This window comes from Burkholderia sp. b14, from assembly GCF_900156195.1.
Lineage (GTDB): Bacteria > Pseudomonadota > Gammaproteobacteria > Burkholderiales > Burkholderiaceae > Mycetohabitans.
The window spans coordinates 623,955-648,341 of sequence record NZ_FTPJ01000002.1 but is presented as its reverse complement, the minus strand read 5'-3'; the positions used below and the strand labels follow the sequence as shown (position 1 = coordinate 648,341).

Sequence of the window (24,387 nt, the reverse complement as noted above, 5' to 3'; positions counted from 1 at the left end):
GTGTAGTGAGGATGAGTACACCATACCGGAGCGCGGCGCGGGCGGCAACGATAACACCACACCGCGAGGGGCTGACCGGCGCTGCCGCATGCGCTAATACTATCGCACGCCTTATCGGCTAGCTGTCGGATTGGCGCGCGGTGGCGGCCAGTGCGTCGACCAATTCTATCGGAACGGGAAACACAATCGTCGAGGCCTTGTCACCGGCGACGCTGGTCAGCGTCTGCAGGTAGCGCAATTGCATCGCCTGCGGCTGCCGGGCGAGCATCTGCGCCGCCTGCAACAGCTTTTCCGATGCTTGCAACTCGCCTTCCGCGTGAATAACCTTGGCGCGGCGCTCCCGCTCGGCCTCGGCTTGCCGCGCGATGGCGCGCACCATTGACTCGTTCAGGTCAACGTGCTTGATCTCGACGTTCGATACCTTGATACCCCATGTGTCCGTCTGCGCATCGAGCGCCTTCTGGATATCATCGTTGAGCTTCTCGCGCTCGGCCAGTAGCTCGTCAAGTTCGTGCTTGCCAAGCACCGAGCGCAGCGTGGTCTGCGCCAGCTGGCTGGTGGCCTCCAGGTAGCGCGCGACCTGAATCACCGCTTTTTCCGGATCGACGACACGGAAGTACACGACCGCGTTGACCTTGACCGATACGTTATCGTGCGTGATTAGGTCCTGCGACGGCACGTCTAGCACGACGGTGCGCAGATCGATCTTCACGAGCTGCTGAACGCCGGGGATGATCAGCACGAGGCCGGGCCCCTTGACCCGCCAGAAACGGCCCAGCATGAACACTACGCCACGTTCATATTCGCGGAATATCCGGATCGATGCGACGGCAAGAGTCACCACCAATAGCACGATGAAGCCGGCGAAGCCGAAAGTCAAACCCATTACGAATGCTCCCCTGGTTCAGGCGGCGTCGCCGCCGGTACGACGCTTAGCGTCAGGCCATGCCGCCCGGTCACGCGCACGTGCGCGCCACCGGGCAGGGCACGATCGCTTCGCACGCGCCACTGCTCGCCATGAATCTGGGCCCAGCCGATCGACTCGCCCAGGTTCGACGCGCCGTCGCCGGCGGGGCGGGGCGCTAGCTCGCCGAGCATGATGCCGGTGCTGCCGACCAGCGTCTCGGCGCCCGCGGCGATCGGACGCCGGCGCGCGCGCAGCGCAATGCTGGAGATCCCGATGAAGAATGTCGCGCTGAATAACGCGAGCGCAATGATCAACGGCGGCGGGATGCCGAAGCCAGGGACCTCGGTGTCGATCAGCATCAATGCGCCGATGCCGAACGCGACGACCCCGCCAAAGCCGAGCGAGCCGAATGTCGGCACGAATACTTCGGCGATCAGGAATGCGATGCCCAGCAGTATCAGAATCAGTCCGGCGTAGTTGACGGGCAGCATGTGCAGCGCAAACAAGCCTACCAGCAAGCTAATCGCGCCCGCTACCCCTGGCAGCACGAAACCCGGATTGGCGAACTCGAAGAACAACCCGTACATGCCAATCATCATCAGGATCAGCGCGACGTTCGGGTTGGTGATCACGGCCAGTAGACGGGTGCGCCAGTCCGGATCGATCCGCACGATCGGGGCATGGGCGGTCTGCAGCGTGTGCACGCCGTGCGCGGTATCGATCCGTCTGGCGTCGAGTTGCACGAGCAGCGCGTCCAGGTCGCTGGCCACCACGTCGATCACATGATGCGATAGCGCGTCGCTCGCTGACAGGCTGACCGCATCGCGTACCGCACGCTCGGCCCACTCGCCGTTTCGGCCATGCAGCTGAGCCAGACTGCGGATGTAGGCAGCCGCGTCTTGGATCTGCTTGCGTGTCTCGGTCGTGCGTGGGTCGCCCGGCACGTCGATGGATCGCGTGGGCGACGATGTCGGCGCGGCTGCGGCTGTCGCGGCGCCGCTGGCCGCCCCGGCGGCCCGGCTCTTGGCCGTATCTGTCGCGGTGTCGCCGTCCATACCCGGTGGCGATGACTCGCCGCCGATGCCGAGTTGAATCGGCGTGGCGGCACCAAGGTTGGTGCCGGGCGCCATCGCGGCGATGTGGCTGGCGTACAGGATATAGGTTCCCGCGCTGGCGGCCCGTGCGCCAGCTGGCGCGACGAATGTCGCCACCGGGACCGGCGAGGCGAGCATGGCTTTGATGATCTGGCGCATCGACGGATCCAGCCCGCCGGGCGTGTCCAGCTCAATCACCGCCAACTGCGCATGCATGCTGGCTGCCCGCGCTAGGCTGCGCTCGATGAAATCGGCGCTCGCGGGACCGATCGCACCGCTGACGGGGATCAGCACGACTGGCGCGGGCGCTGGCACGGCACCGGCAGAAAGTGCGGCGAGAAACCACCCGAAACACAACTTGCGGAGCGTGCGCAGCAGCATGACGGAATTCCGAAAATCCCTTTTATTAAGCGTAGGTGAGTTGGCACCGTTTTTCAGCGTCACGATGACCTATTGCGTCAAACTTGGCGGTTGGGCAAAGCTTGGGGCGCCCCGCCAATCCCCATGGTGAGTTGTGCAAATGGCAGAGTACCTAGTCGGCCCTTCAAAATTGGGATGAGAAGTCCCGTGCACGGGAAATGAAACAGGATAGGTAGCGGCGCAGCGCCAAAGCGAGCGCAGCCACCCAAGCACAAAAAAAGCGGGCTGGATGCCCAATCGGGTAATGGCGCGCAGCAGCCAGCGCAGGTTATAGCCTGTCGAGCACAGCACGGCATGTACCGCATCACCGGTGACGCCTTTGAGCCAGTAGCGCCGCATTCCATGATCCTGTTTGACATGCCCGATGATCGGCTCGATGGCTTGACGCCGCTTCAAACGACGCTGTTGTGCCGGGGTTAGCCTGTTGAGTTTTCCGCGATGTATCAACTGTACGGGCGCAACCTGAGCATCCACACCACGAAAGCCCAGATCGGTCAGCACAGTCTTGACACGTGGGGCACCGGCCAGGTCTTGTATCAGGATCGAGATTTGTTCGAGCTGTTCGGCCAAAATGTGGCCGTCGTAGGGGTTGCCAGCGAACGCTCGCGTACCGACAATGAGCCCTTGTTTGTGCGTGATAGGCTGGCTCACCTTGACGCCGAACTCGTACGGTTGGCGGGCCTTACCTTTGCCGATGCATGCAACTTCCGGAGCGTGTAGTGCATACAGTTTGTCTTTGTCCTTGGGACGCTGTCGGCAAATGCGCCAGGCTCGTTGCAGCCACCTGTGCAATGGCGCTTGTCGCTCCTGCGAGATCTCGCCTAGCTTGCGTTCGATCTCGCGCAGCACTCGGCCCAACACGGTACGCTGGCGCTTGAGCACACGGCGCAGACGCTTAAACTGCTTGGCATGCGCGTAGCCACCGGCGCGTCGGCGTAGTCGTTTGCCTTCGCGCTCGTAGGTTTGCTTGAGCGCCAAGCCCGCGTGCTGGGCCAAGCGCACCAGCTTGCTACGCGCCACTTCCAGCAGCCGGCTGTCAGTCGGATAAGCCATCGCTTTCTCTTGGACGGTAGTATCCACAATCACGCTTTCAAATTCGGCTGGCTTGAGCGCCTTCATCTGTGCGGCAGCGGTAAGGGTCGCGGCCAGCAATTCTTCGACGCCGGCTTCGCCCAAGGCTTGCCGAAAACGCACTAAATTGGTCGGATCACACGGCAGGCGTGGTTGGAAGTACTGCTCACCGCAGAAGAACTGAAAGTACACGTCCTGTGCCCAGCGCTCGCACACCGACTCATCACTTTCGTTGTAGGCATGCTTCAGATAGAGCAGCCCCACCATCAATCGCATTGACAGTCGAGGACGCCCGGCTACGCTCACACCGGCGCCAGCGAGCTTCGGCGCCATCCCGAACAGATCGGGCACGGTGCTGCTTAGAGCTTCGCGCGTGCGCCGCTCAAACAGCGGGGCGAGCGTCGCTTCAATTGTATTAGCCGGAACTTGATCTGACAGATAGTCGGGCCGATAGAAAAGAAGCGGTCAATGTGGAATGAGTTTCTCCTTGGCAAGTGCTAGTGAATCGAGGAAGGTGCGCATGGGCGTCTTGCCATAACACCATCGCCCCTGATGCTCACGTTCATTGTTGTACTGATCGAGCCATGCATCAAGATCGGTTTGTAAGGCGTCGATCGATTCGTAGATCTTCTTGCGGAACACCACCCGATAGAACTCGTTGAGCATGGTTTTGTGCAACCGTTCGACGATGCCGTTGGTCTGCGGCGACTTGGCCTTGGTGCGGGTATGGTCGATGTCTTCTACAGCCAAATACAGCTCATATTCGTGATGCTCGGGATTGCCACAGTATTCGGTGCCACGATCCGTGAGCACGCGCAGCAGCGGGATGCCGAAACTGTCGAAGAATGGGACAACACGATCATTGAGTAAGTCAGCCGCCGGCAGCGGTGTCTTGCGATCATAGAGCTTAGCCAATGCCACCTTCGAATAGGTGTCGACAAAGGTTTGTTGATAAACACGACCTACGCCTTTGAGGCTACCGACATAGAATGTATCCTGCGCGCCACAGTAGCCTGGACATTCAGACTCGAACTCGCCGTGGGCCTCTTTTTCCTGTTTGGCGCGCTCCAGCGCGACCAACTGGGCTTCGGTCAGCACCAGCCCGTCCTGAGCGGATTTGGCTTCCAGCGCCTTTAGACGCTTGTTCATGGTCTGCAGATCGTGACGCAGCCAGATGCTGCGAACGCCCTGAGGCGAGACCTTTAACGCATGGCGCTTGAGCACTTCATTGGCGATGCGGATCTGACCATAAGCGGGCAGTTCCAGGGCCAGTTCAACTACGGCCGCCTCGATCTGCGGATCCACGCGGTTTTTGGGCAGCGGGCGGCGGTGGGAGATTTCCTGCAGCGCCGCTTCGCCGCCTTTATCGTACAGTTCCTTGAATCGGTAGAAGCTGTCGCGTGAGTAACCCATCACGCGGCAAGCTTGGCTGACGTTGCCCAGTTGCCGGGCCAGTTCGAGCATGCCGACTTTGGCACGGATGACCTTCTGTTCCTGAGTCATGGCGGACCCCTTGCTGTTCGTGGCGCGCGTTGCCGCGCAGGGCGTAGCCCGTAGCGGCAACGCGCGCCAGCATGAAAAACCAACCACTGTCAGTTTTAGTCTAGTTCACTGCACTTCAATCGTGCGCCATGGCATACGCGTGGCTAGCACCGCAAGCGGGTGCCGCAGATCAATCATCGCATCCAGGCGGCTACGAAAAAAATCCGGTGCCCCACAAGAACTTGTCTGGCTCGTGCTCATCGGTGGTGTTTAAAACTCCCAGAAATTGCCCCTATTGGATTATCTTTCTGGGAGTGACGCAACCCCTCGATCGACTTCTGCGCCTTACCACAACAGCATCTCAAACTTTTTGCAGGGCGAGCTTCTATGAGCAGAAAGTTGTCAAGAGTTTTGTGCAAGGAAAAAGTCCATAAGCAGATACCTCGACTTTTAGCCAAGCGATATCAACGCTCGTTAGGGTGGGGTCGAGCCGATTGTGCGCACGTGAGAGATTCACCTCTCACCCACTTCTATCCGCCGGATTTGGCCGGCCTCATCCTGTATGCGCGCTACGCCGGACATTCTGGTCCGGTGGATATGCCCCATCTAATGATCGGTTACATTCAGCAACCCGTCCGCCCTACGGGCATATCCCGGTTCAGCCCCTCCAATAGACGTTGATCCGACAGCTATAAGCCATGCCCACTCATGCCCCTTTGAACTGAGCGTTTTGTGGAATCACGCCGTCTTTAAGGTAGCGCCATAATGCAATCACTAACCGCCTGGCAAGCGCGACAATCGCAATGCGTCGCGCGCGGCGATTGGCTCCGGTGCCCTGCGTGCGCTTGTTGAACCACTGCGCCAGCGCACTGCTAGGCTGATAGCGCAGCCAGCACTAGGCCATCTCGATGAGCTGGGTTCGCACTCGCCTATTTCCCTGCTTGCTGATTCCCTGATCAATCCGGCTCTGTCCGCTATCGTAGGGCTGCGGGACCAAGCCTACGCAGGCGCCCAGTTGCCGCCGGTTACCAAACTCGCGCCAGAACAACTCAAGCATCAGGCGCGATGCCCCGAGCTGGCCTACACCTTTGAGGTGCCTAAGATAAGTGATCCGTTCGCGTACAGGTGCCGGTAGGCGTTCTTGCAGTGCGCGCTCAAGTGCCGCGAGTTGTTCTTCGGCAAGTGCCAGGCGGGCCGTCTCGCGTAACAGTCGTTCATGCAACTCGCTGGGCAGCGGTGTGCCATCGTGACAAACCAGTTTGCCGCTAGCTAGCCGCTTGGCAAACGTCCTATGATCGAAACCGTCCCAGCAACCCATCGTGATCAACAACTTACGCATACGCTCGCGGTGCTGCAGCACCTCTTTGTGCAATTGCCCTCGATCACGAATCAACTGACGCGAAGCTTCATCTTGCAGCGAGGGCACTCGCACTACGCGCATGCGGTCACGTTCGCCATGCAGCCATACTCGCAGATTCGTGACCAGCTTGATCGCATCAAGCCGATCCGTCTTAGCGCGACGCCTGTGCCGCTCCACCGGAATACTAGCCGCATCGATCACATAACAATCCATGCCACGCGAGCGCAGCGCTCTATAGATCCAAAATCCATCCTGCCCAGCCTCATAACTGACCACCACACGCACATCTTGGGGCAGCGACCATTTCTGCTTGTACCGCTCAATCACCTCCAATAGGGCTTGCACTCGCAGGGCCGCTTGCGCTCCCCTTACCGTGTGTACCGCTGGACTCTGTCTGCGTCCGTCGTGCAGCGCAATTTTCCATTGGGCCCCTGCCAGTTCGAGTGACGCTGCCAGTATTACGTTCTCAGCATCGGCTCCGGCTAAGTGATCTGTACGCATGATAGCCTCCGTTGCGTTCGCCTTGATTCACTTAAGCTTACAACTTAAGCTTTGGTTAGTCTCGCGCTACATAGGATCTAAATAATGTTTGGCTACACAAAGCTAGTAGCGCGATGCCCATGAAGGGCATCAATGAGAAGCTAAAAAATTCCTTGAATGGGGTAAAAATAACCAATAGCTTTTTTCAAAAGACTAGCGCTGTGTCAGATAAAGATCGCGACGCTTTGCAGACTAGAGTAAACAATCTGCTTGGGCAGCTCAGTCGTGCGAAAAGCGCCATTAATAGATCGCGCCTCGATATTATCGTAAACGGAAATCTAAATAGTAATGAAAATCGAGTCGAGCTGGATCATAGATTAAGAAAAGCCTTCGGTGAGGTTATTTCGGAAATTAATTTGTCAAAAGAAAGAATTCATAAAACCGCGCAAGCAAACCCTTACCAAAGAAATGGTTCTCTGCCTAAAATAGGGCTATCAAAAAATCAGTATGTTGATTTAATGAAGAAGCTTGACGTTGTTGAGTCGGATATTAAATTAAAGCTAAAAACAACCAAAAGGATAATCGACGATTTGTCTAAGTCATAATGCGCTTGTGCAATGCCGTGGATTATTAATAGGCGAGACGGATGGTTAGGCTGACGCAGCCTAACCATCCGTCTCGCCAAGATTGACGTTATCTCATTGCCGACGCAGCCGTGCCTTGATCCAATCGACGAGGGGCCGACGACGGCGCTCGCTATCTGCGTGGCCAGCCGTCTGGCGTTGACTCGGAACTTCCCACCATGTCACCGGTGACGGGTCAGGGTCAAGGTTAAGTAGCGGAAAGGGATTCAATTCGGCCCGTTTATCGCGGATGCGAGCCTGTATGGGTAAAAACAGCGGTTCGTGTCGGCCGCGGGACATCGACTCGGTCGAGAGGTGATGGTAGGCGGTTAGGCCCTATGCGCTCAATCGATGATAGTCGACCTCAAAATGATGAATCATCTTGTCTTGCTAATCTCGGGAAGCAGGTTAATGTCGTGAAGGAGAACAGATTACATTCGCGTTGAAGCAAGCAGAGCTGGACACACCGGTGGCTGAGGTGTGCCGCAAGATGGGCATCAGCGACACGTCCATGCCGCCGTACTTCGAGCGCCACTTGTAGAACGTCGCCGTGCTAATGCCCAGCTCTCGGCACAGATCCAGTACCGCCAGCCCTGCCTCCACGCGCTTGAGCGCCTCCATGATCTGGCTGTCCGTGAATCTCGACTTCTTCATTGCGTAGAACTCCCTTAACAAAAAAATTCTACTTCTGATTTCATCGGTTTTTTGGGAGGGGGGATTACCTCACCACTTCGACATGCTAACGCACAGGAGATCGCCCCGCGTAAGACATGTGGTTTACTGCGCGCTCACCGACCACCGGTGCGCGCTCCTGTGCGTTGGCCGGCGAAATGTGCACCGCCTGCAGTAGGCCCAGCGTGTCCACAGCCATATAAACTTTGCTGCCTCGCTTGCGCTTATGACCGGCGTAGCCCGCACGCGGACCATTCTCGCACGTAGGGTGTGTCCCTCCAGGATAACCACGCTGGGCTGACCCCTGACGCTGTTGCGCCACGCGCAGCACCGAACGCAAATCGTGGACCATCGCTTCAAAGCAACCCGCGTTCAGCTAACGCTGCGTTTGCTGGTAGACCCGTTCCTACGGCGGAAAGTTGGTCGGGAGCATACACCACGATGCACCAACCCGCGCCATCCAGTGCAGTGCGTTTAACATTTCTTGCAGTTCATTTCGATGCTGCAGTGCGTCTTCGTTCATTAAAATTAGATATTGTTGCTACCGGCCTCCAAATGACTAAAGTTGGCTGTTACTCGTTCCCGGCAGTTGATAATTCAAGCTCTATTTTGTGGCTGGGCTTTTTGCTGCAAGACGAGGGTAACGTCGTAGCATGGCCAAATGACTTTGCCCCTGACGCCAGCAAATCGAGGCAATCAGCTCGGGATGACTCGCGACTTGGCCGATCTGATTGGCGTGTCATTTTGCCGAATTCTAAGATTAACCCTATAAGGTTGGATGGGCCTTCGCGTCGAAGGCGCTTGATTCGATTATTCGCTGCCTCCACAGCCACTCCAGAAGCTGTTGTGCTTTTTCTGTTTCCATTGATTTGCCGAGAAACGCAACCAGCTCAAAAGGATGCGTCGCCCTTGTCAACATCTCAAGGAGTGGAAAAAGCGCCACGCCATTCCAAAACGCGACTGGGCGATCGAGACTCGGATGCTGCAAGGCGGGCTGAGCGGTGACACGGTCGCCTTTCGCACAGGGGATCACGACAATGTCTGTATTCCGAGTGAACTGAATCGGTCTGTGCAAGGGAAACTGAGGTACAGGCACATTCGGCTGCCGCGGAATCGACGAAAAATGCGCCAATTCGGCTTTCAGCGCACGCGTCATGATGTCCACGCGTGCTGCAGCCTCGTTACTGGACGAAGCCGTCGCAACCGTATCAGAAGTCAACGCTGGCATCGAGCGCTGGCGCCAGAAATGCGATTCACTACACCATGTTTGACGATAGTATCCAGTGCTCCATGCGAGGTGACGCGCAGCGCCTTCGACCAAACGCGATTCGTAAAAGCGCTGTGCCAATTCTCGTTCCGAGGCATTGCTCGCCCGGCACCACGTGTTCAGAGCAATCGCGGCCTGGAGGGAGAATCGCATGGCTTTTTCGACACCCGAAGACGAAATCGGGTCGAGCGCGAACGCAGCATCTCCGAGCTTGACTCGCCCAGCCTGCCAGGAGAGCACATCGACGTAGGGCGTCGATACGCACATCCGTGGCGAGGCGCACCATGGTAAGCTGGCCATGTCTTGAAACAACGCGCTCCGTGAGCAGGCGTTGCGCAAAAGAAACTCTGGTCCGCGCTCGCGTGTGTATGGATCGAACGTAAACATGACACGGTAACGGCCGCCCGGCAATGCAGCACCCCACATCCATCCGTCATCGAGCGCCTCCACGCGAGTGGCGAAATCAGCTCGCGGAGCCAGCGTTTCCAGCTCGATTTCGGCCCATACTGTGGACAGCCTAGGCGCATGCAAGCTTTGTGGTACACGCCGGTTCTGCCGGCCCTGGGCTTCGAGCAGCACGTGTGCCTCTGCGTGCCACAACCTGCCGGATGTCGCTATTTGCGCATGCCAGGCACCGGGCTCTCCGTCGATTTGCCCGAGGCTCGCCGGTCGCAAGACTTCCACACCGCGCGCCTGGGCTAAACGCAGAAGAGCTTCATCAAACGCGGCACGCTCCACGACGGCGCCGTCGTGCGCAACCGTCTCGATCGTTTTGCTCGTCCAGCGCACGTGCGTGGGCTTACCGGCGAGGATGGGGACGGTCTCGAGTGCATCGTTCGCGTCGAGGTAATCGATGATGTTCCTGACACCCGGTGTAAGTGCCTCCCCTATTTGCGGACGAGGCCATGACTGGCTTCTTTCAACGAGCAGCACACGATGTCCGAGATGGTTCAAGCGAAGCGCCGAGCACAGACCGGCAGGACCGGCGCCGATCACGAGCATGTCGAACTTGCGATTCACACCGTTCCTGTGCCGCTCGACGACGTGCCCGGCGGATTGGCAAACCAAGTAGGCGCATAGCGCGCCAGCCTGCCGTGTGCACCGATTACATAGTGCAGCCAGCCGCGGATATAATCGCAGGCGCTGCGTCCGCGCGCAAGGACTTCGTGGTGACATCCGCCGCCACAGAGGTAACGCGCCCAACATGCGTTGCAAGGCCACTGCCTATGCACGTGACGCTCGGCAAGCCAAATCGTCTGACGTACATGATCGACACCCGTAGAGAGATGGCCCATGGCGCCGGCCTCATCGCCTACGAAGCGGTGGCAAGCTGCCAGCTCGCCAGCGGCGGATACCCCGAAATATCCCGCACCCGCACCGCACGGATAAGGCCGATGCGTGCCGCGCTGGATTTCGCGCAGCGCGTTCTGCATGTTCAGGAAAGGATAGCGCTCGCCGTGCATGACTTTCTGCTCGAACGCGAGTCCACACGCAATCATCTCTTGCAGCATGTTTGCCATGTCGTCGGGCTCCATTTCTGCGCGGCCGTTCGAAGCACGCAGCAGCGGCGAAAATCCAACGCTATGGAACCCCATGCCGATGAAGGTGTCGAGCGTGCTCGGCAAATCGAGATTGAAGGGCGTGACGGTCACGCGAGCCGAGACCTGCATGTGGCGCTGACGGGCAAGCAGGGGGGCCAAGCGCTCGACGATGGCGTCGAAGGAGCCCTTGCCGCCCTTGAACGGACGCAACCGATTGTGTACGGGCGCAGGGCCATCGAGGCTGACGGTAACGGCAAAACCGTGTTCCTCGAAAAAATCCGCGTCGTCTTCCTGCAGAAGCGAGCCGTTCGTGGTGACCGAGAAATAGCAGCGTACGCCGCGCGAGCTTGCGCGCTCACGCGCATAAGTGGTCGCCGCACGCAGCACCGCACGGTTGGCGAGTGGTTCCCCCCCCATGAACGCCAGATTAATCTTGCCGCCTTCGTTCACTTGTTCGACCAGTAAATCGACTGCTGCGAGCGCTGTCGCGAGCGGCATGTTCTGCGCCTTGCCGCCGAATTCTCCCTGCTGAGCGTAGCAATAGGTACAGCCGAGATTGCATTTCTGCGCGACAGCAAGTGACAACGCGTGCACCGGTGCTTCGGTCAAAGGCACGTCGTCAATCGCGGGCATCATATCAAGTCCACAGTGTGCGACCAGCGCGGCGACAGCCCCTGCGTCCATCTCTTCGAGTGCCGTTCGAAACGCGTCATGCAAATCGCGCGGTACATGAAATAGGCGGCTTCCGTTGACGAGCAGCAGTTGCGCTCCCTCCGCATCTTCGACTACATGAATCTCGGGATGCCGGGGGCGCGACGCGTCGGCGATGCGTGCGGTCATCGCCGACGCCAGAGGCGCAAGCTGTAGCCCTGCGTCCTTGATCGACGTCGGCCGGGCCGCCACGAACGATTCACCAATGGCGTCAGGTTTCATTGGCATCCTTGCCGCGTATCACGAACTGAAGATCCTCCTGCCAGGATCTGAACAGATCGTCGTAGGACCACAGCCGCGAGTCGACGCGATTATCCGGCACGTACGTGCCGGTGCGACGCTTGGACAGCCACATGTCGCCGCGCGCCAGCCCGTCGTCGCCAGGCTCGACGTTGACGAAGTCGGGGCGCGACGCGGCCCAGTAGTAGCACGCGCATTCGCGATAATCGTTCTGCCAGGGCGCACAAAGGCCTTGCGTCAATTCGCCTGGTTGGAGCATCTGGGGATTGAAGCTGGCCGTCTCGCCATCGAAAAAGCGCCTCAGGATGAGCGTCTCCTTCAAGGTCTTTGTTTTATTGGGAACGTATAACACCTCGTCGATGGCGTTTGGGTAATCCGTGAATTCACATTCGACTGGCTGCCCCTGTAAGTGAACGATACGGGCGATGGAGTTGGACCATTCCATAAACGACACCGCATTGGGATTGGATGCGCTGGCAAGCGTGATGGGATCTCCGCCCGGAAGAACCGGTCCGCTCGTGGCAACCATCGTAGTAACCATCGGACCGCCATTCGGATCGCCAAAGCGCAGCAGGCGACGCGTTTTAAGATGCTCGTAGCATGAATCCGCATCGATCACGTAATTGTTGTTCTCGACCAGTGTGATGCCTTCGAATGCGCGTCGCCAAAGGTTGCGGAAATCGAACTCCAGACCGGGAAAGCAATTCGAAATCGCGCTGCGCGGCAGAACCGAAGCTGGGTTGCCCACACCGCGGTGGTGAATCTGCGCGGTCAGATTTTCGGCACGGATCTCACGGATTTGCCTGTCGTGCTGTTGCAGGCTATTCGAATCATTAGTCGACATACTTATCTTCCTTCGGATCAGGTTGTCCAAACATCGCGTCGCGTGCCGCTTTGATCACGAGGTTGATGTGGCGGCGCGTGAGCGTCAGGCTGCGGCCATCCGCGCCGCGCATCAAGGCCGGCATCTTGCGCAATCCCTCCGCTGTCAGATCACCGATCTCCTCGGGCTGGCGCAAGACCTTGGCGAACCATGGTGCGCCGCCGGCCAACAATGTGCTGAACACGCGCTCGTGCAGCGCGCGCAGCGCGAGATTGTCGACAATTGATTCGGCAGCGATCGGCTCGTAATAGCGCTCGAAGTCGGCGGTGTTCTGCCTCACCATGGTGCTTGCGACGTTGAATTGCCCGTTGACCGGATTACCGTTCATAACGGCCGTGTTCATCAGCCGTATCATTTCCAGCGCGCGCAAGACGATCTTCGTGGCTTCATCGATCGATACTTCTTCCTCGTCAACATTGTGACCGTAAAGAATCTGCTCCAACTCGTCGGAGACCACGCGCACCGGCAGCGTATCAGGCGCATAGGCCGGCGGCCCGGCACCAATATAGCCGTGCGCATGCAACTCACAGCCGTCCTTCTTCATTAACACGACTTGAACGTAGCCATCGCATTCGTCGTCGACATAGCCCCAGCTAACTTGATCCCCATTTTTGCCGGCATATCCGGCGAAAATCTGCGCGGGGTTGGTCGGCGCAGGATGATCCTGCGTAGGGCCGCCCGCTTCCCTGAAGCCGAGCCACTTGCCGGGCTTTTCATCGTAAAGCAGGAGATCGTCGCGATCGATGACGGGGTCGTCGCTCAGCTCTGTTTCGTTTTCGTTGTCCGAAATACGACGTTTCATGCGCGTACCGTACACGATGCCGGCTGCAGGTGTATAACGCAGGCGGATTTCAGGGAACAGTTCTGTCGGCTTGATGAATTGGATGTAGCCGAGCGGAAGGTGCCGTCCAGAGCGGAAGTTTCTGCACTGGCCTTTCATCGCGTACCGCTTATGGTCCCTGAGGTTGGTTAGTTCGGCGTAGATCTTGTCGTTCGGGTCGTTGGTGCGTCGGTATATCTTGATATTGCCGAGACAGATATTCCAATGTAAGGCGTTGACGTCCAGTTGTTCCTTCTTAAGTAATTCGAGTGTGAGCGGCTGCAGCCTATCTGGCTCCTCCTGCGTGCGTGCAAAAACCTCGAGGAAAGGCGCAACCGGCCGCACCTTCTTATCCTCATCCTTGAAACGAATCTTGTCAGGTACGTAGGACCGCACAATTTCACCGCTCTCGTGATTCACTTCCAGCGTTGTGCACGGCACAATGCGGCGATAATCGAGCGGGTTGTTGGGATTGACATCAAGCTTGAACGCTTCTAGCGGCGTCGCCGCGGCGCCTAGCCTTCCGACCGCAATGGGCGGAAGAATTCGAAGTTCCAGTATCGGCATGTTTGGCTCCTAGAGTAACGCCAGGTCGACTTTGCCAGACAGGATGCGCCTGGCGATGGCGGTTATATTCTTGTCGGCTTCGCGCAAACTGTGCAAATACGGATGGTGTACGGCATCGGTTTGGGCTAGCAAGTTCGTCACCAAGTTTTCCGATGCCGCTAGTAGATCGAGGTGCCCGCGCCACCGGTTCGCCTCACCAAACGGACTGTTGAGCGTATAGGGCACCTGGAATGGCGGCCCCGCAAGCGGTGCGCCCGACGCCGTCGACACGGGCAACTGCATTAGGATCTCAGAGAGCGCACGCAGGTTGTACATTTCCCCGAACGCGGCATTGATGATCGACCCGCGCGGCGTGAACTGTCCTGCTGCCCTGAGCTCACCGTAAAGCGTGAAACTGTGGATCAGGTATTGCAACAGCATGCGATAACGCAAGTTAAACAACGACGCCCACAACGCCGTCACCGGCTCGGTGATGGCCGTCGTCGGTGTGCCACCCTGCTCCGGCTCGAGGTCGGTATTGAGTGAGACGTAGGGGTTAACTGCGACAGACCGTGAAGGCTGCCAAGCGGCGTGCGCGCCCGACGACGCTGTTCTTGTGTCGTGTAGCGTAACCGCCACTTTCGGATAGGCGTCCTTCCAGGTTTGTTCAAGAAAGTCGCCGGGACGTGCGGCATTCCAAACATCTTGGCCGTGCAGTTGGCCTTCGAGGGCGGCGCGCATTTCCACATAGATCCGCAAAAAGCGAACGAAATGTGAGGGATTCGTGCCGTGCGGAGCCTCCCCTTGCTTGGCAATCGCCTTCAGTGCGTTCACCGCGTCGTCGCGCGAAGTCGCGGGCATCACAAGCACGTCCGGCGTGCCTCCCAGCGACCGCCGGTCGCTGCTGCCGCGCTGCCCCCCGTGGTAGCCACGGCCCCACTCAGCGAAATCCGCCTGGCAGCGGTAAGTGTCGGCCTGAAAGACTTCATCGGGTAGGGAATTGACGAGCGGAATCAGCGTATTGAACAGTTCCCCGACATGATGGGGACAAGGTGCCTGCGCATCGACGCGTCTGCGGATTTCCTCCCCCAGTGCACCGCCGTACCAGTTGACTGGTGCTTCCGCGTAGACGTATTTCGCGAGCGAATTCAGCGTCAGCGGTTCAAGCATGAAAGGAAAAGGATAGAACGGCGTGTCCCAAGGATAATCGTTGCGCTCGAAATGTAAAGGCGAGCCGATCAGGCGCAGCACGTTTTGCACCGTGATCAAATGTCCCATCTCCTCCTTGGCAATGCCGAGGATAGTTTCTTGCCAATTGCGAACCGCGTCGTGAAATTTGGGCGGCACCTGCGGGCCGCCCAAGGAGTAGCCTGCATATAGATACTGCACCATCAGGCAGTGCTCGATTTCCGCGTCGATGGACAACAAATAAGTGACGTAGTCGCGCGCAGAAAATTCAAGCGCGAGTAGATGCTCGATAGAACCGCCCTCGGTAGTCAAGCCACTTGGCGCCAGTTTTACTAATGATTGACCGCCAAGTGCTAGATGCCGCCAAAGTCTGAAAGATTGCATTGCCGCTCCTTATTGCCAACGTCGGGAAAAGAGGGTCGTGCGAAACTACAGGAAATGGTCGGTATTAGGGGAGGGGATCTTTGTTGCATCCCCTGTTGGCTGCTTTGTAACACACGCTGTCAGAGGACGCAACTAAATTGGCTTAGTTATGGTTAACTAATTTTGGACAGTCAGATAGTTTTTTCTCCGCAGATTTGGCCTCGAAAACGGCGGGCGACCGATAGTCCCAATGTTGAGAGCACCGCACGTAGTTGTAGAAGCCGATGAGGCGACCCAAGAACGCATCCAAAGGCTTTCGGGGTTTATCTCCAGCTAACGACGGCAACGCTGCCTCAGCGCGTGTCAACATAGGACTTAGCGTTGAGTCGTAACATAAGTGTCCGGATCGGTCGCGAAGCTGGTAATCACGGCCTCCTGCTTTTTCGCCATTGAGGACGAACCGAGGAAGAATTCCTTTGCGCCCAAGACCATCGCGATCAGTACGCCCTCAATATTGCCGAGTACGATAAAAGCAGGCTTCTGAACCTCTATGTGAAAGAACAACAAACAGAAGTGCGCGCCAATCACCAGAAATAGGGCGCCTGTGTATAGATAGGCGAGGTTACGCGGGGTGCGATCTTCTGCAGTCAAGGCCATTTGCCGAGCATTGGCACGGTTGGCGGCGTTCACTTTCGCCGTTTCGATGTTGGTGGTGATAGGGGCCTTCTCCAACTCAGCGGCGATGCGCTGCAGCTCGACTTGGCTCTCAACGATCGACTCCTGAAACCGGTAGGCCAGTTCGGGATTGGCTTGGATTGCAGCCAACGCCTGCTCGGGCGTGCTGGTACCGGTGAGCGTTTGAGCAATCGTGACCACTTTCTGCGCCACCTGTTCGGCCCGGCTACCCCCAATCCACTGGGCGATTTGCGGCGCAAACTGCGCAAGAGCGAGAACAATCGGTAACATGATCTAAGCTCCGGCTACTCTCAAATTAGTGGCGATTCGCCGCGTCCAGCCGCGCCCAAAGCTGGGCCACGTTTGCAGCGCGGTTAAATAAGCTAGGCGGGCGGCTACAAAACGCAGGATAAATAGCTCCGGGTCGACCGCTTGCACCGCGGCAATCGTCTTAGGTCCAAGTTTGCCGTCGGCGAGCGTGCCGCTGGCTTGCTGCATCCAAACGACAACAGGGCCACCGTTGTAGTTGGCATCTAAGAGCTGAAACGCAACACGCGCATCATAACTATCGCAGTGCAGCGGATCCCAGTAAAGCGTCTTGGCAATGTGCTTGGCCGTCTCACGCGGCAAATCCTGCATGGGACCGGTATAGCCCCACGCGAGCGCCACCCGCTGGGTGATACCCCACATGGTTTCACCGCCAGGATCCTGAGGGTGATTGGAATAACCACCTTCATTGCCAATGAGCTGGTCAAAAGCGTCGTCAAAAATGCTCATGCTGAGCGACAAATAGAAAATCTTGTCCATCAATCCTCATCAATCCTCTAAATCTGTTCTAAAACCCTCGTAAAAATGTCCATTTCTTTCCAATGATAGCATTACGCAAAGTACAATTTGAACAATGCTGCGATGTTTAATATTAATTAATGAAGCAATACTAAAATGAATAATGATACGCCATAACGTGGCGCTGGCACGAAGCTTGACTGTATCGGCTGAGCCCTTCAAAAAATAAAGCCTTGACTTCAATCTATACCACTCGACTTTGATGTCAAGTACTAGGGTTGCTTCTTCGAAGTGGGGCTAGATCAGAAAATTATCATGTTGAAAAAATGAAAAATTTTCACAGTGTATTGTTTTGTGAAAATTCTACCGGATGCAAGGAACTAAAGCGAGGTCACGAGTTCTGCTACTTTTATTCGTTTGGACTTGGGCAGTGCAGGTTGCTTTAATGTCACTAGTGTAGCCCGATGCATGGCGGGCTCCATCAGCCCACGAGGAATCAGCCATGCATCGAACTGTTGTAATGATCCAGCAAAACCTGCACAGCTTAATCGGTTAGTGCAAACACCGCGGCGGAGGTTCTCATCTTCAGCGCTTGATGTGGCCATCGATGAACTGAATCCAGTCGGCGATCACGCGGCTGGGGACTACAAGGTCTCGAAGCGGTGGCGATGCACGCATTGCTCCTTTAGCGTGCGGATTACCCGTTCGACGATGCCGTTCTGCGGCGGACAGTGCGGCGTGGTGAACTCCTGCTTCAGGCCGTAACTACGAGCCAGGGCCGTATAGTTTCGGCTGGTGAAGATCAGGCCGTTGTCGCTACGCGGCAGGAAGGGCTTGGATACCCTACCTAGGGTGCCGAAACGAGCAATCAAAGCCTGCTCCAGTGCATTGCCTGCCGTGCTGGCTTGGCCACTGCGCGGCAGCTGCCAGCCCAGTAGCTCGCGCGTGTGGCATTCCATCACCAGCGCTAGCGGGGCCCAGCCATCCCGGCCAGCCCAGATTCGGCACAAGTCGGTCGACCAGCGCTTATTGGGCGCGGTGGCTAACGATGTGTGGCGCGGCATCCCGAACCAACGGCACAACTTGGCCAGCGAGACGGCGATGCCTTCAGTTTGCAGTCCCCTTGGCGGATCGTCTCGATCATTTCTTCTCCTCGCCCAGCAGGGACCGCAATTTTTTTCGGGCGCGCAACTCCAGCATCGTTTCGCCGTAGGCCTCTTGCAGATCCTCGATCTGCCGCTTGTACTGCTCCCGCACATCGAGCGGATTGGCCCGCAGCGCATTCTCCATATCTCGCCCGCCGTCCTTGACTCAGCCTTCCCACTTGCGCAGGCGACAGATCATATGCTCAGCTCTCCTCCGCCACCATCGTCTTGCCCTAAATGATGTCCAGAACCAGCGCGCTCTTGCGCCTGGCGGTCCAGCATTTGATGTCTTCTTCTATCTTCATGCTCCTCGTCTTTTCCTTCAAGCATGACGTGAGCAGGTTTCCACTGGGTCATTACACTGTACTGGTGACATTGAAGCAACCTGCACTGCCCAGGCCCAAACTAATAAAAGTAGCAGAATTCGGGGCCTCGCTTTAGTAAGTATCTTTGCATTCGGTAGAATTTTCACAAAATAGCGCGCTGTGAACATTTTTCACTTTTCAACATGCTAATTTTCTGATTTAGTCCCACTTCGAAGAATTAGCGCTAATACTTGACATCAAAGTCAAATGGTATAGATTGAAGTCAAGGCTTTATTTTCTGAGGAGCTGGGTTGATGCAGCCATGCATCGTGCTGATGCCACGAGATAGCGCCTCATTGGTCTATCGGTTTTACTTAATATTACTTTAGTAGCTAATATTGAACTCACAGCGTTGATTGAATTGTGCGTTGCTCGACAGCTGGGGAAGTTCTTGAAGATTGGAAATAGGTTAAGGGCTGACGGACGAGGTTTTCATTGTGTTATGTGAATTGCTTCGTTTGTCAGACGGATAAGCGTTTCTTGTGGTGCACAGCATGAGCATTTTTGACGACGCTTTTGACCAGCTCATTGGCAATGAAGGTGGTTATTCCAATCACCCTCAGGATCCTGGCGGTGAAACCATGTGGGGTATCACCCAGCGGGTGGCGCTCGCGTGGGGCTATACCGGTCCCATGCAGGATTTGCCGCGTGAGACGGCCAAGCACATTGCCAAGACGCTTTACTGGGATCCGCTGCACTGCGATAGTTATGATGCGCGTGTTGCGTTTCAGCTCTTAGATGCCAACTACAACGGTGGCCCTGTTGTCGTTTGGATGCAGCAAGCCAGCGGCACGCTCGCCGACGGCAAACTTGGACCTAAGACGATTGCCGCGGTGCAAGCGGTCGACCCGGAGCTATTTATCCTGCGTTTTGTAGCCGCCCGCCTAGCTTATTTAACCGCGCTGCAAACGTGGCCCAGCTTTGGGCGCGGCTGGACGCGGCGAATCGCCACTAATTTGAGAGTAGCCGGAGCTTAGATCATGTTACCGATTGTTCTCGCTCTTGCGCAGTTTGCGCCGCAAATCGCCCAGTGGATTGGGGGTAGCCGGGCCGAACAGGTGGCGCAGAAAGTGGTCACGATTGCTCAAACGCTCACCGGTACCAGCACGCCCGAGCAGGCGTTGGCTGCAATCCAAGCCAATCCCGAACTGGCCTACCGGTTTCAGGAGTCGATCGTTGAGAGCCAAGTCGAGCTGCAGCGCATCGCCGCTGAGTTGGAGAAGGCCCCTATCACCACCAACATCGAAACGGCGAAAGTGAACGCCGCCAACCGTGCCAATGCTCGGCAAATGGCCTTGACTGCAGAAGATCGCACCCCGCGTAACCTCGCCTATCTATACACAGGCGCCCTATTTCTGGTGATTGGCGCGCACTTCTGTTTGTTGTTCTTTCACATAGAGGTCAAAGAGTTTGCTTTTGGCGTGCTTGGCAATATTGAGGGCGTACTGATTGCGATGGTCTTGAGCGCAAAGGAATTCTTCCTCGGTTCGTCTTCAATGGCAAAAAAGCAGGCTGCCGTGATTACCAGCTTCGCGACCGATCCGGACACTTATGCCACGACTCAAGCACTAAGTTCTCGATGCGTTTGACATCTCGATTCAAGATTCCGGTGGTCAAGAGCTGCGCCGGTTTCGCCCGGCTATCCAGGTGTCAAGTTGTGCAGACGACACGTTGCCTAAAACAGCCCTTGTTAATGAGGACATCCCGGTGACACCCGGCATGAAACGGATTGCGCTGTTGTATAACGGCACTGAGGTGAGTTGTTTCGAGGCAGCCGAGCCGCGTGCTGCCTCGGAGATCTCCGGCGGCTTGTCACCGCTGTCGATCGACGCGCCACTGCCGGGCAAACCCAACCGTAGCGCCCTGCGTGCGCAAGCGGCAGCGCCACAGGATGGCGTCACTTATACCGTATAGGTATGTCCTGCGGGGAAGTCGACTTGGCAAACTATTGCCGTGGGACGCGAGACGCCGCACGCTGAGATCGACCGCAACCAGTTTCCAGGCGTCAACGCCGTGAAGGTACGCGTGCTGCGCAGCACGGGTTTTGAGGACGAGCTTTTCTCCGAGCAAGAAGTTGACTTAAACTACTGAGGTGGCATATGAATAGCAACAGCAGCAACGCGCTTGATCCGGCGTCGATCGTAGAGATAGCGATCTATCCACCGCTGGGTATCGCGCGCGTCGGCAACGCTCAAGGCGACTCGGACTATTTCACTGCCGCTGAAGTCATTGGCGGTGTGCCGGCGGATCCGGGAGTGCTGCGCAACGCAAATGGCGAGATCAAGTGCCAGGCCGTGCGTTTTCGCATCTATGCCACGCTTGCCTCAGGGCAAGTGCGTGAGCTAACACTAGACGACGGAATCCAGATTCAATGGCGGGTGGCTATCGCCAACCTGAAGGCCGGCTGGTATGAGTTCACGAACGCACTTGACTTACCCGACGGCCTCGCAAAGCCCGCAGTGAAGCGGAACGCTGAGACATCGTCCGGCCGCTTTCGCCTCGATATCACGCCGCCGCCGCAGTCCATTGAAGGTCGCGGTGTGTCGGGCGCAGGCTATATATTCGAAGGGCAGTTCTTTGACAAAACCGTCTACTTGGGCGAGTTACGCACTGATCCTCAAGGCCGGCTATTATTTTTGGGCGGGCATGGTCGGGCCGCTCCTCGCTGGGCGGGAACCAAGCCAACGACGTTCGCTAACAATAGTTTGTGGTTTGACGACGTGGCCGACGGAACTGTGCGCGCGCACGTTACGGTCGGCGGCAAATCGTTTGAGGCTACACCGGGCTATGTTTCGGTGGCGCCCCCTAACTATGCGCCCGGGCTGTTTGGGGTTGTGACGATGGACGACGTGGTGCGTGATATGTTCGCCGCGGAAGGTTGGCTTGAACTGCCGCCCCAAACAAGTTTTACCCGTGATGTCTGGCCAATCTTCTCCAGATTGACTGCGATGCAATGGGTCAATCACGGCCTTTTCATGGCGCATGGATTCGGCTCACCTTTAGATGCACGGAATCCAAAAGTGCTTAAAAGGCTCACCGACACCTCGCATGAGGGGCGCGCTTGGCGTGAAGCTGTCTTTGGCCTGTTTCGCGATCCCGCGGTGGGCGGCGCCACTGATCGCTCGAAGCTACCTTATCTATACGGCGATGCGTACGATGGCGGCAGTGTCGACCATGCCCGCGTGCTGTTAGCGGTCACCTCGACCATGTACCGCCACCTCGCGGCCTGGGCGAAAGGCGACTTTATTAACGACTGGCAGGGCGAGCCGCTACCGCCGCGTTTTGACGAGCTGGCTCCGTCCGCACAAATCGAGCATCTTTCGCGCGCTCCGCTGTACGAATGCCTCGGCGGCCCGTTTCATCCTGGGATCGAATTAACCTGGATCATGCGGCGAGCGTCCCTGTGGGCTGGGCCCTACCGGCTGAACGTACTGGACGAAGAAGGATCGGCGCGGCAGGACTTCGGGCCTGAGCTAACGCCGGAGATCTGCCTGGGCGCCGACGGACCACTGCGCGGAGTGGCACCAGGTGCGCTGACGCGTTGGCTAGGCGTCCCGTGGCACACCGACGAGGCCTCCTGCCTCTCCGATTTTGAATACTCGCCGTCCACCTACTTATCAATGCCCAGCTACTGGGGCGCGCGGGTTCCCAACCAAGTGTTAAGCGCTGAAGCCTGGTCGCGTGCCGTCGATGAGGCAAGCTTCGAGATGCAGAAGCTCAAGCATGCCACTTACCGCGAGGTTTGGACCCGTGACATTAACGGGCGCAACTACTATGAGCGTATTGACAATATGGTGCAGAATTGGTGGGAGTTGGGAATGGTGTTGCCGACCGGTACGCCAACGCACCTGCAGGCGCTTGGCCTGCCGGAAATTGCCCACGTCGAAAACGGTCGGCATCCAGATCATGCGGGCTCGAACGACAAAGTCATGCTCATGGCCGCGATCGAGCGGCTTGCCTCGCCGACTCCGTCAGCCGTTAAGGCAATGGGTCTGACTCAGCCGGGGCAAAGTCGGCCGCCCCGCCGAACTTACCACCGTGGCGAGATATGAGTGACAACATCACGCAAACGTGTGATGTGGCCATCGCCGGCGGCGGGCCGGCGGGTGCCACAGTCGCGCGGATTCTAGCCGGCTGGGGCTTCGCCGTCACGGTGATCGCCGGCCATAGTAGCCGGAAGGCTGGCGAGGTAATGGGGCCCGAAGCGAACCCGGTACTGGATGCGCTTGAGCTAACCTCTTTATTTGCAACATCAGCAGGGATTGCAGCGCAGTGCGACGGCGTGGTCGCGCACTGGCCCTCGATGGGTCCCGATCTCGCAGACCACGGCTTGCGCGGTGTCTGCGGCTGGGCGATTGATCCGCCGCGATTGGTGGCAGCACTCAAACGCCTGGCGTTGATCAATGGCTGCCGTTGGCTAGAGGAAGCCGTTCTGGCAAGTGTGACACGCAACACCTCAGGCTACGTGTTATCGTTGGCATCCGGCGGCCAGACGCAGGTCGTCACCGCGAAGTTTGTCGTTGACGCAACGGGCCGCGCTAGCAGACTGGCCCGCCGGCTGGGTGCCCGCCGCATCGTCGATGACAAGCTCATTGCGGCTGCAGCACGGCTGAAACGTCATGCGCCTCAGCGCGACCCATATCTGCACCTGACTGCGACCCCTCATGGGTGGTGGTACCGTACTGACGGCCCAGCCAATGACACGCGTGTGGCGATGGTGGCCGACCCGCTTGATAATGTAGGCCGGCCGGATGCGTTGAAGCGTGTCTTGCGGCGGCTTCTCGAAGAGTTGTACCCTGGATTGGCTGCCACGGCCACGTCGAAGATGTTTGTCATGGACGCGTCCAGCGCGCGGCTGAACTGCTGCGCGGCGGATAGCTGGCTGGCAGTCGGCGATGCGGCAACGGCCTTCGACCCATTGTGCGGCCAAGGGCTGGCCCAGGCTTTCGGTTCAGCTCTCGCGGCGGCTCACGCCACCCGGGAATGCATGGCCGGCAACCCCCATGCGCTCGCCGCATACGACCATGCGGTACAAGCGACCTACCGCCATTCACGCGCTCAGCTTGACCTCCGCTATGCCTACCGAGGCCATTGCGAGCCGGACCCATTCTGGCCGGCCCGCGCACACCAGGCTCGCAGTCTAGATACGTCAGGCTTGTAGCTTGTCGATCGGCCTTTTTGAGTTCTTTATATCAACGGCCACACGTCTGACGTAGACCGCATCGCGGGGACTGACTATCAGTTACCTGATACCCGTCGGGTCACCGGAGCGGTCACTGAATTGCTTCTGGAATCCAGAGACGAAACCCGGGGCGATTCATAGTTGCGGACCGATTAGCCTCACCGTGTCCGACAGCAATTGACTGCCGTAGCGCACGTTTGCCACTGCTGACGTTACCGTAAATGGTGTCGATATGGGTTTCTTAAAGCATAAGCGGTAAATTAAACGCATGGACCGCGTAAAGTCGTAGGTTGGTCGATGGCGCTGATCATGTCGGCACAGTTGGCGTGTACGGCATCGTAGTCGTGACCAATGCTTGGCTGCAAACCGCTGCATTTCTGGTACACCGCTGGCCTGGGCTTGACGCAGCCAGCTTGCCAAAGCTTGATGTGCGCGGCGCTTGACCATGTCAGTGAACTGGAGCGACAGCCGCCGGATTGCTGCTCTCTGGGGATTTTGCTCGGCGAGTCATTGAACAAAGCGCTGGACGTGCCGCTTATCGTCGTTGGTGAGCGCGACCGTGCCCC

At 57.7% G+C, this 24,387-nt stretch carries 18 protein-coding genes and 5 pseudogenes; 7 read left to right on the top strand and 16 right to left on the bottom strand.

The annotated features are described in order from the left end of the window. Nucleotides 1–118: 118 nt before the first annotated feature. The 5 genes and pseudogenes from B0B13_RS04105 to B0B13_RS04085 form a co-directional block, all read right to left on the bottom strand. The gene (locus B0B13_RS04105) at nucleotides 119–886 is read right to left on the bottom strand and encodes a slipin family protein (protein ID WP_076794422.1); all 768 of its coding nucleotides are present in this window, start codon (nucleotides 884–886) and stop codon (nucleotides 119–121) included. Beyond that, nucleotides 886–2,382, bottom strand: a complete 1,497-nt coding sequence (locus B0B13_RS04100) for an NfeD family protein (RefSeq protein WP_076788311.1) — start codon at nucleotides 2,380–2,382, stop codon at nucleotides 886–888. The genes B0B13_RS04105 and B0B13_RS04100 overlap by 1 nt, the downstream gene beginning before the upstream one ends. A 255-nt stretch (nucleotides 2,383–2,637) precedes the next feature. Continuing rightward, nucleotides 2,638–3,930, bottom strand: a pseudogene (locus tag B0B13_RS04095) (IS5 family transposase); the annotation flags it as partial. A 27-nt stretch (nucleotides 3,931–3,957) separates the two neighbouring features. After that, on the bottom strand, nucleotides 3,958–4,995 hold the full coding sequence (locus B0B13_RS04090) for an IS481 family transposase (protein ID WP_076793855.1): 1,038 nt from the start codon (nucleotides 4,993–4,995) through the stop codon (nucleotides 3,958–3,960). 685 nt (nucleotides 4,996–5,680) lie between these two features. Further along, nucleotides 5,681–6,835 (bottom strand): annotated as a pseudogene (locus B0B13_RS04085) (IS110 family RNA-guided transposase). Between the two features lie 119 nt (nucleotides 6,836–6,954). Here B0B13_RS04085 and B0B13_RS04080 point away from each other — a divergent pair. After that, a complete protein-coding gene (locus B0B13_RS04080; RefSeq protein ID WP_139337302.1) occupies nucleotides 6,955–7,419 on the top strand; it encodes a hypothetical protein in 465 nt (154 codons plus the stop codon). A gap of 501 nt (nucleotides 7,420–7,920) precedes the next feature. Here the strand turns inward: B0B13_RS04080 and B0B13_RS04065 are convergent. From B0B13_RS04065 to B0B13_RS04015, 11 genes and pseudogenes are all read right to left on the bottom strand, one after another. Next, a pseudogene (locus B0B13_RS04065) lies at nucleotides 7,921–8,091 on the bottom strand (transposase); the annotation flags it as partial. 142 nt (nucleotides 8,092–8,233) lie between these two features. Then, nucleotides 8,234–8,644: pseudogene (locus tag B0B13_RS19070) on the bottom strand (transposase); the annotation flags it as partial. A gap of 231 nt (nucleotides 8,645–8,875) precedes the next feature. Continuing rightward, nucleotides 8,876–10,396 (bottom strand): flavin-dependent monooxygenase QhpG, encoded by a 1,521-nt coding sequence (qhpG, locus tag B0B13_RS04055; RefSeq protein WP_076788307.1) that lies wholly within the window; start codon nucleotides 10,394–10,396, stop codon nucleotides 8,876–8,878. After that, nucleotides 10,393–11,850, bottom strand: coding sequence for a radical SAM/SPASM domain-containing protein (locus B0B13_RS04050; RefSeq protein ID WP_235091489.1), 1,458 nt, complete (start codon nucleotides 11,848–11,850; stop codon nucleotides 10,393–10,395). The genes qhpG and B0B13_RS04050 overlap by 4 nt, the downstream gene beginning before the upstream one ends. Then, complete coding sequence (locus tag B0B13_RS04045) at nucleotides 11,840–12,742, bottom strand: hypothetical protein (RefSeq protein WP_237574122.1); 903 nt, start codon at nucleotides 12,740–12,742, stop codon at nucleotides 11,840–11,842. The genes B0B13_RS04050 and B0B13_RS04045 overlap by 11 nt, the downstream gene beginning before the upstream one ends. Beyond that, nucleotides 12,702–14,138: a hypothetical protein gene (locus tag B0B13_RS04040; protein ID WP_076794420.1), complete on the bottom strand. Its 1,437-nt coding sequence runs from the start codon at nucleotides 14,136–14,138 to the stop codon at nucleotides 12,702–12,704. The genes B0B13_RS04045 and B0B13_RS04040 overlap by 41 nt, the downstream gene beginning before the upstream one ends. Before the next feature lie 9 nt (nucleotides 14,139–14,147). Next, a complete protein-coding gene (locus B0B13_RS04035; RefSeq protein ID WP_237574123.1) occupies nucleotides 14,148–15,617 on the bottom strand; it encodes a ferritin-like domain-containing protein in 1,470 nt (489 codons plus the stop codon). 426 nt (nucleotides 15,618–16,043) lie between these two features. Beyond that, nucleotides 16,044–16,634: a hypothetical protein gene (locus B0B13_RS04030; RefSeq protein WP_076794418.1), complete on the bottom strand. Its 591-nt coding sequence runs from the start codon at nucleotides 16,632–16,634 to the stop codon at nucleotides 16,044–16,046. Nucleotides 16,635–16,637: 3 nt separating this feature from the next. Then, nucleotides 16,638–17,120, bottom strand: a complete 483-nt coding sequence (locus tag B0B13_RS04025; RefSeq protein ID WP_076794417.1) for a glycoside hydrolase family 108 protein — start codon at nucleotides 17,118–17,120, stop codon at nucleotides 16,638–16,640. A 653-nt stretch (nucleotides 17,121–17,773) separates the two neighbouring features. Next, a complete protein-coding gene (locus B0B13_RS19065; protein ID WP_286137229.1) occupies nucleotides 17,774–18,139 on the bottom strand; it encodes a DDE-type integrase/transposase/recombinase in 366 nt (121 codons plus the stop codon). 130 nt (nucleotides 18,140–18,269) lie between these two features. After that, nucleotides 18,270–18,579, bottom strand: a pseudogene (locus tag B0B13_RS04015) (DUF1153 domain-containing protein). 554 nt (nucleotides 18,580–19,133) lie between these two features. Here B0B13_RS04015 and B0B13_RS04010 point away from each other — a divergent pair. The 6 genes from B0B13_RS04010 (at nucleotide 19,134) to B0B13_RS03990 (ending at nucleotide 23,800) form a co-directional block, all read left to right on the top strand. Then, complete coding sequence (locus tag B0B13_RS04010; protein WP_076794417.1) at nucleotides 19,134–19,616, top strand: glycoside hydrolase family 108 protein; 483 nt, start codon at nucleotides 19,134–19,136, stop codon at nucleotides 19,614–19,616. A 93-nt stretch (nucleotides 19,617–19,709) separates the two neighbouring features. Continuing rightward, a complete protein-coding gene (locus tag B0B13_RS04005) occupies nucleotides 19,710–20,228 on the top strand; it encodes a hypothetical protein (RefSeq protein WP_286137228.1) in 519 nt (172 codons plus the stop codon). A gap of 130 nt (nucleotides 20,229–20,358) precedes the next feature. Continuing rightward, nucleotides 20,359–20,553, top strand: coding sequence for a hypothetical protein (locus B0B13_RS04000; RefSeq protein ID WP_076794415.1), 195 nt, complete (start codon nucleotides 20,359–20,361; stop codon nucleotides 20,551–20,553). 39 nt (nucleotides 20,554–20,592) lie between these two features. Further along, entirely contained in the window at nucleotides 20,593–20,730 is a 138-nt protein-coding gene (locus B0B13_RS18265; protein ID WP_170872357.1) for a hypothetical protein, read from the top strand. An 8-nt stretch (nucleotides 20,731–20,738) separates the two neighbouring features. Then, complete coding sequence (locus B0B13_RS03995) at nucleotides 20,739–22,691, top strand: LodA/GoxA family CTQ-dependent oxidase (protein ID WP_076794414.1); 1,953 nt, start codon at nucleotides 20,739–20,741, stop codon at nucleotides 22,689–22,691. Beyond that, nucleotides 22,688–23,800 (top strand): NAD(P)/FAD-dependent oxidoreductase, encoded by a 1,113-nt coding sequence (locus B0B13_RS03990; protein WP_076794413.1) that lies wholly within the window; start codon nucleotides 22,688–22,690, stop codon nucleotides 23,798–23,800. Before B0B13_RS03995 ends, B0B13_RS03990 begins: the two co-directional genes overlap by 4 nt. The last annotated feature ends 587 nt before the right edge of the window (nucleotides 23,801–24,387 follow it).

Excerpts from the sequence above, each read along its gene's own strand:
- B0B13_RS04105 (WP_076794422.1), bottom strand. The coding sequence starts at position 886 with ATGGGTTTGACTTTCGGCTTCGCCGGCTTCATCGTGCTATTGGTGGTG.
- B0B13_RS04100 (WP_076788311.1), bottom strand. The coding sequence starts at position 2,382 with ATGCTGCTGCGCACGCTCCGCAAGTTGTGTTTCGGGTGGTTTCTCGCC.
- B0B13_RS04090 (WP_076793855.1), bottom strand. The coding sequence starts at position 4,995 with ATGACTCAGGAACAGAAGGTCATCCGTGCCAAAGTCGGCATGCTCGAA.
- B0B13_RS04080 (WP_139337302.1), top strand. The coding sequence starts at position 6,955 with ATGAAGGGCATCAATGAGAAGCTAAAAAATTCCTTGAATGGGGTAAAA.
- B0B13_RS04050 (WP_235091489.1), bottom strand. The coding sequence starts at position 11,850 with ATGAAACCTGACGCCATTGGTGAATCGTTCGTGGCGGCCCGGCCGACG.
- B0B13_RS04040 (WP_076794420.1), bottom strand. The coding sequence starts at position 14,138 with ATGCCGATACTGGAACTTCGAATTCTTCCGCCCATTGCGGTCGGAAGG.
- B0B13_RS04030 (WP_076794418.1), bottom strand. The coding sequence starts at position 16,634 with ATGTTACCGATTGTTCTCGCTCTTGCGCAGTTTGCGCCGCAAATCGCC.
- B0B13_RS04025 (WP_076794417.1), bottom strand. The coding sequence starts at position 17,120 with ATGAGCATTTTTGACGACGCTTTTGACCAGCTCATTGGCAATGAAGGT.
- B0B13_RS04010 (WP_076794417.1), top strand. The coding sequence starts at position 19,134 with ATGAGCATTTTTGACGACGCTTTTGACCAGCTCATTGGCAATGAAGGT.
- B0B13_RS04000 (WP_076794415.1), top strand. The coding sequence starts at position 20,359 with ATGAAACGGATTGCGCTGTTGTATAACGGCACTGAGGTGAGTTGTTTC.
- B0B13_RS03995 (WP_076794414.1), top strand. The coding sequence starts at position 20,739 with ATGAATAGCAACAGCAGCAACGCGCTTGATCCGGCGTCGATCGTAGAG.
- B0B13_RS03990 (WP_076794413.1), top strand. The coding sequence starts at position 22,688 with ATGAGTGACAACATCACGCAAACGTGTGATGTGGCCATCGCCGGCGGC.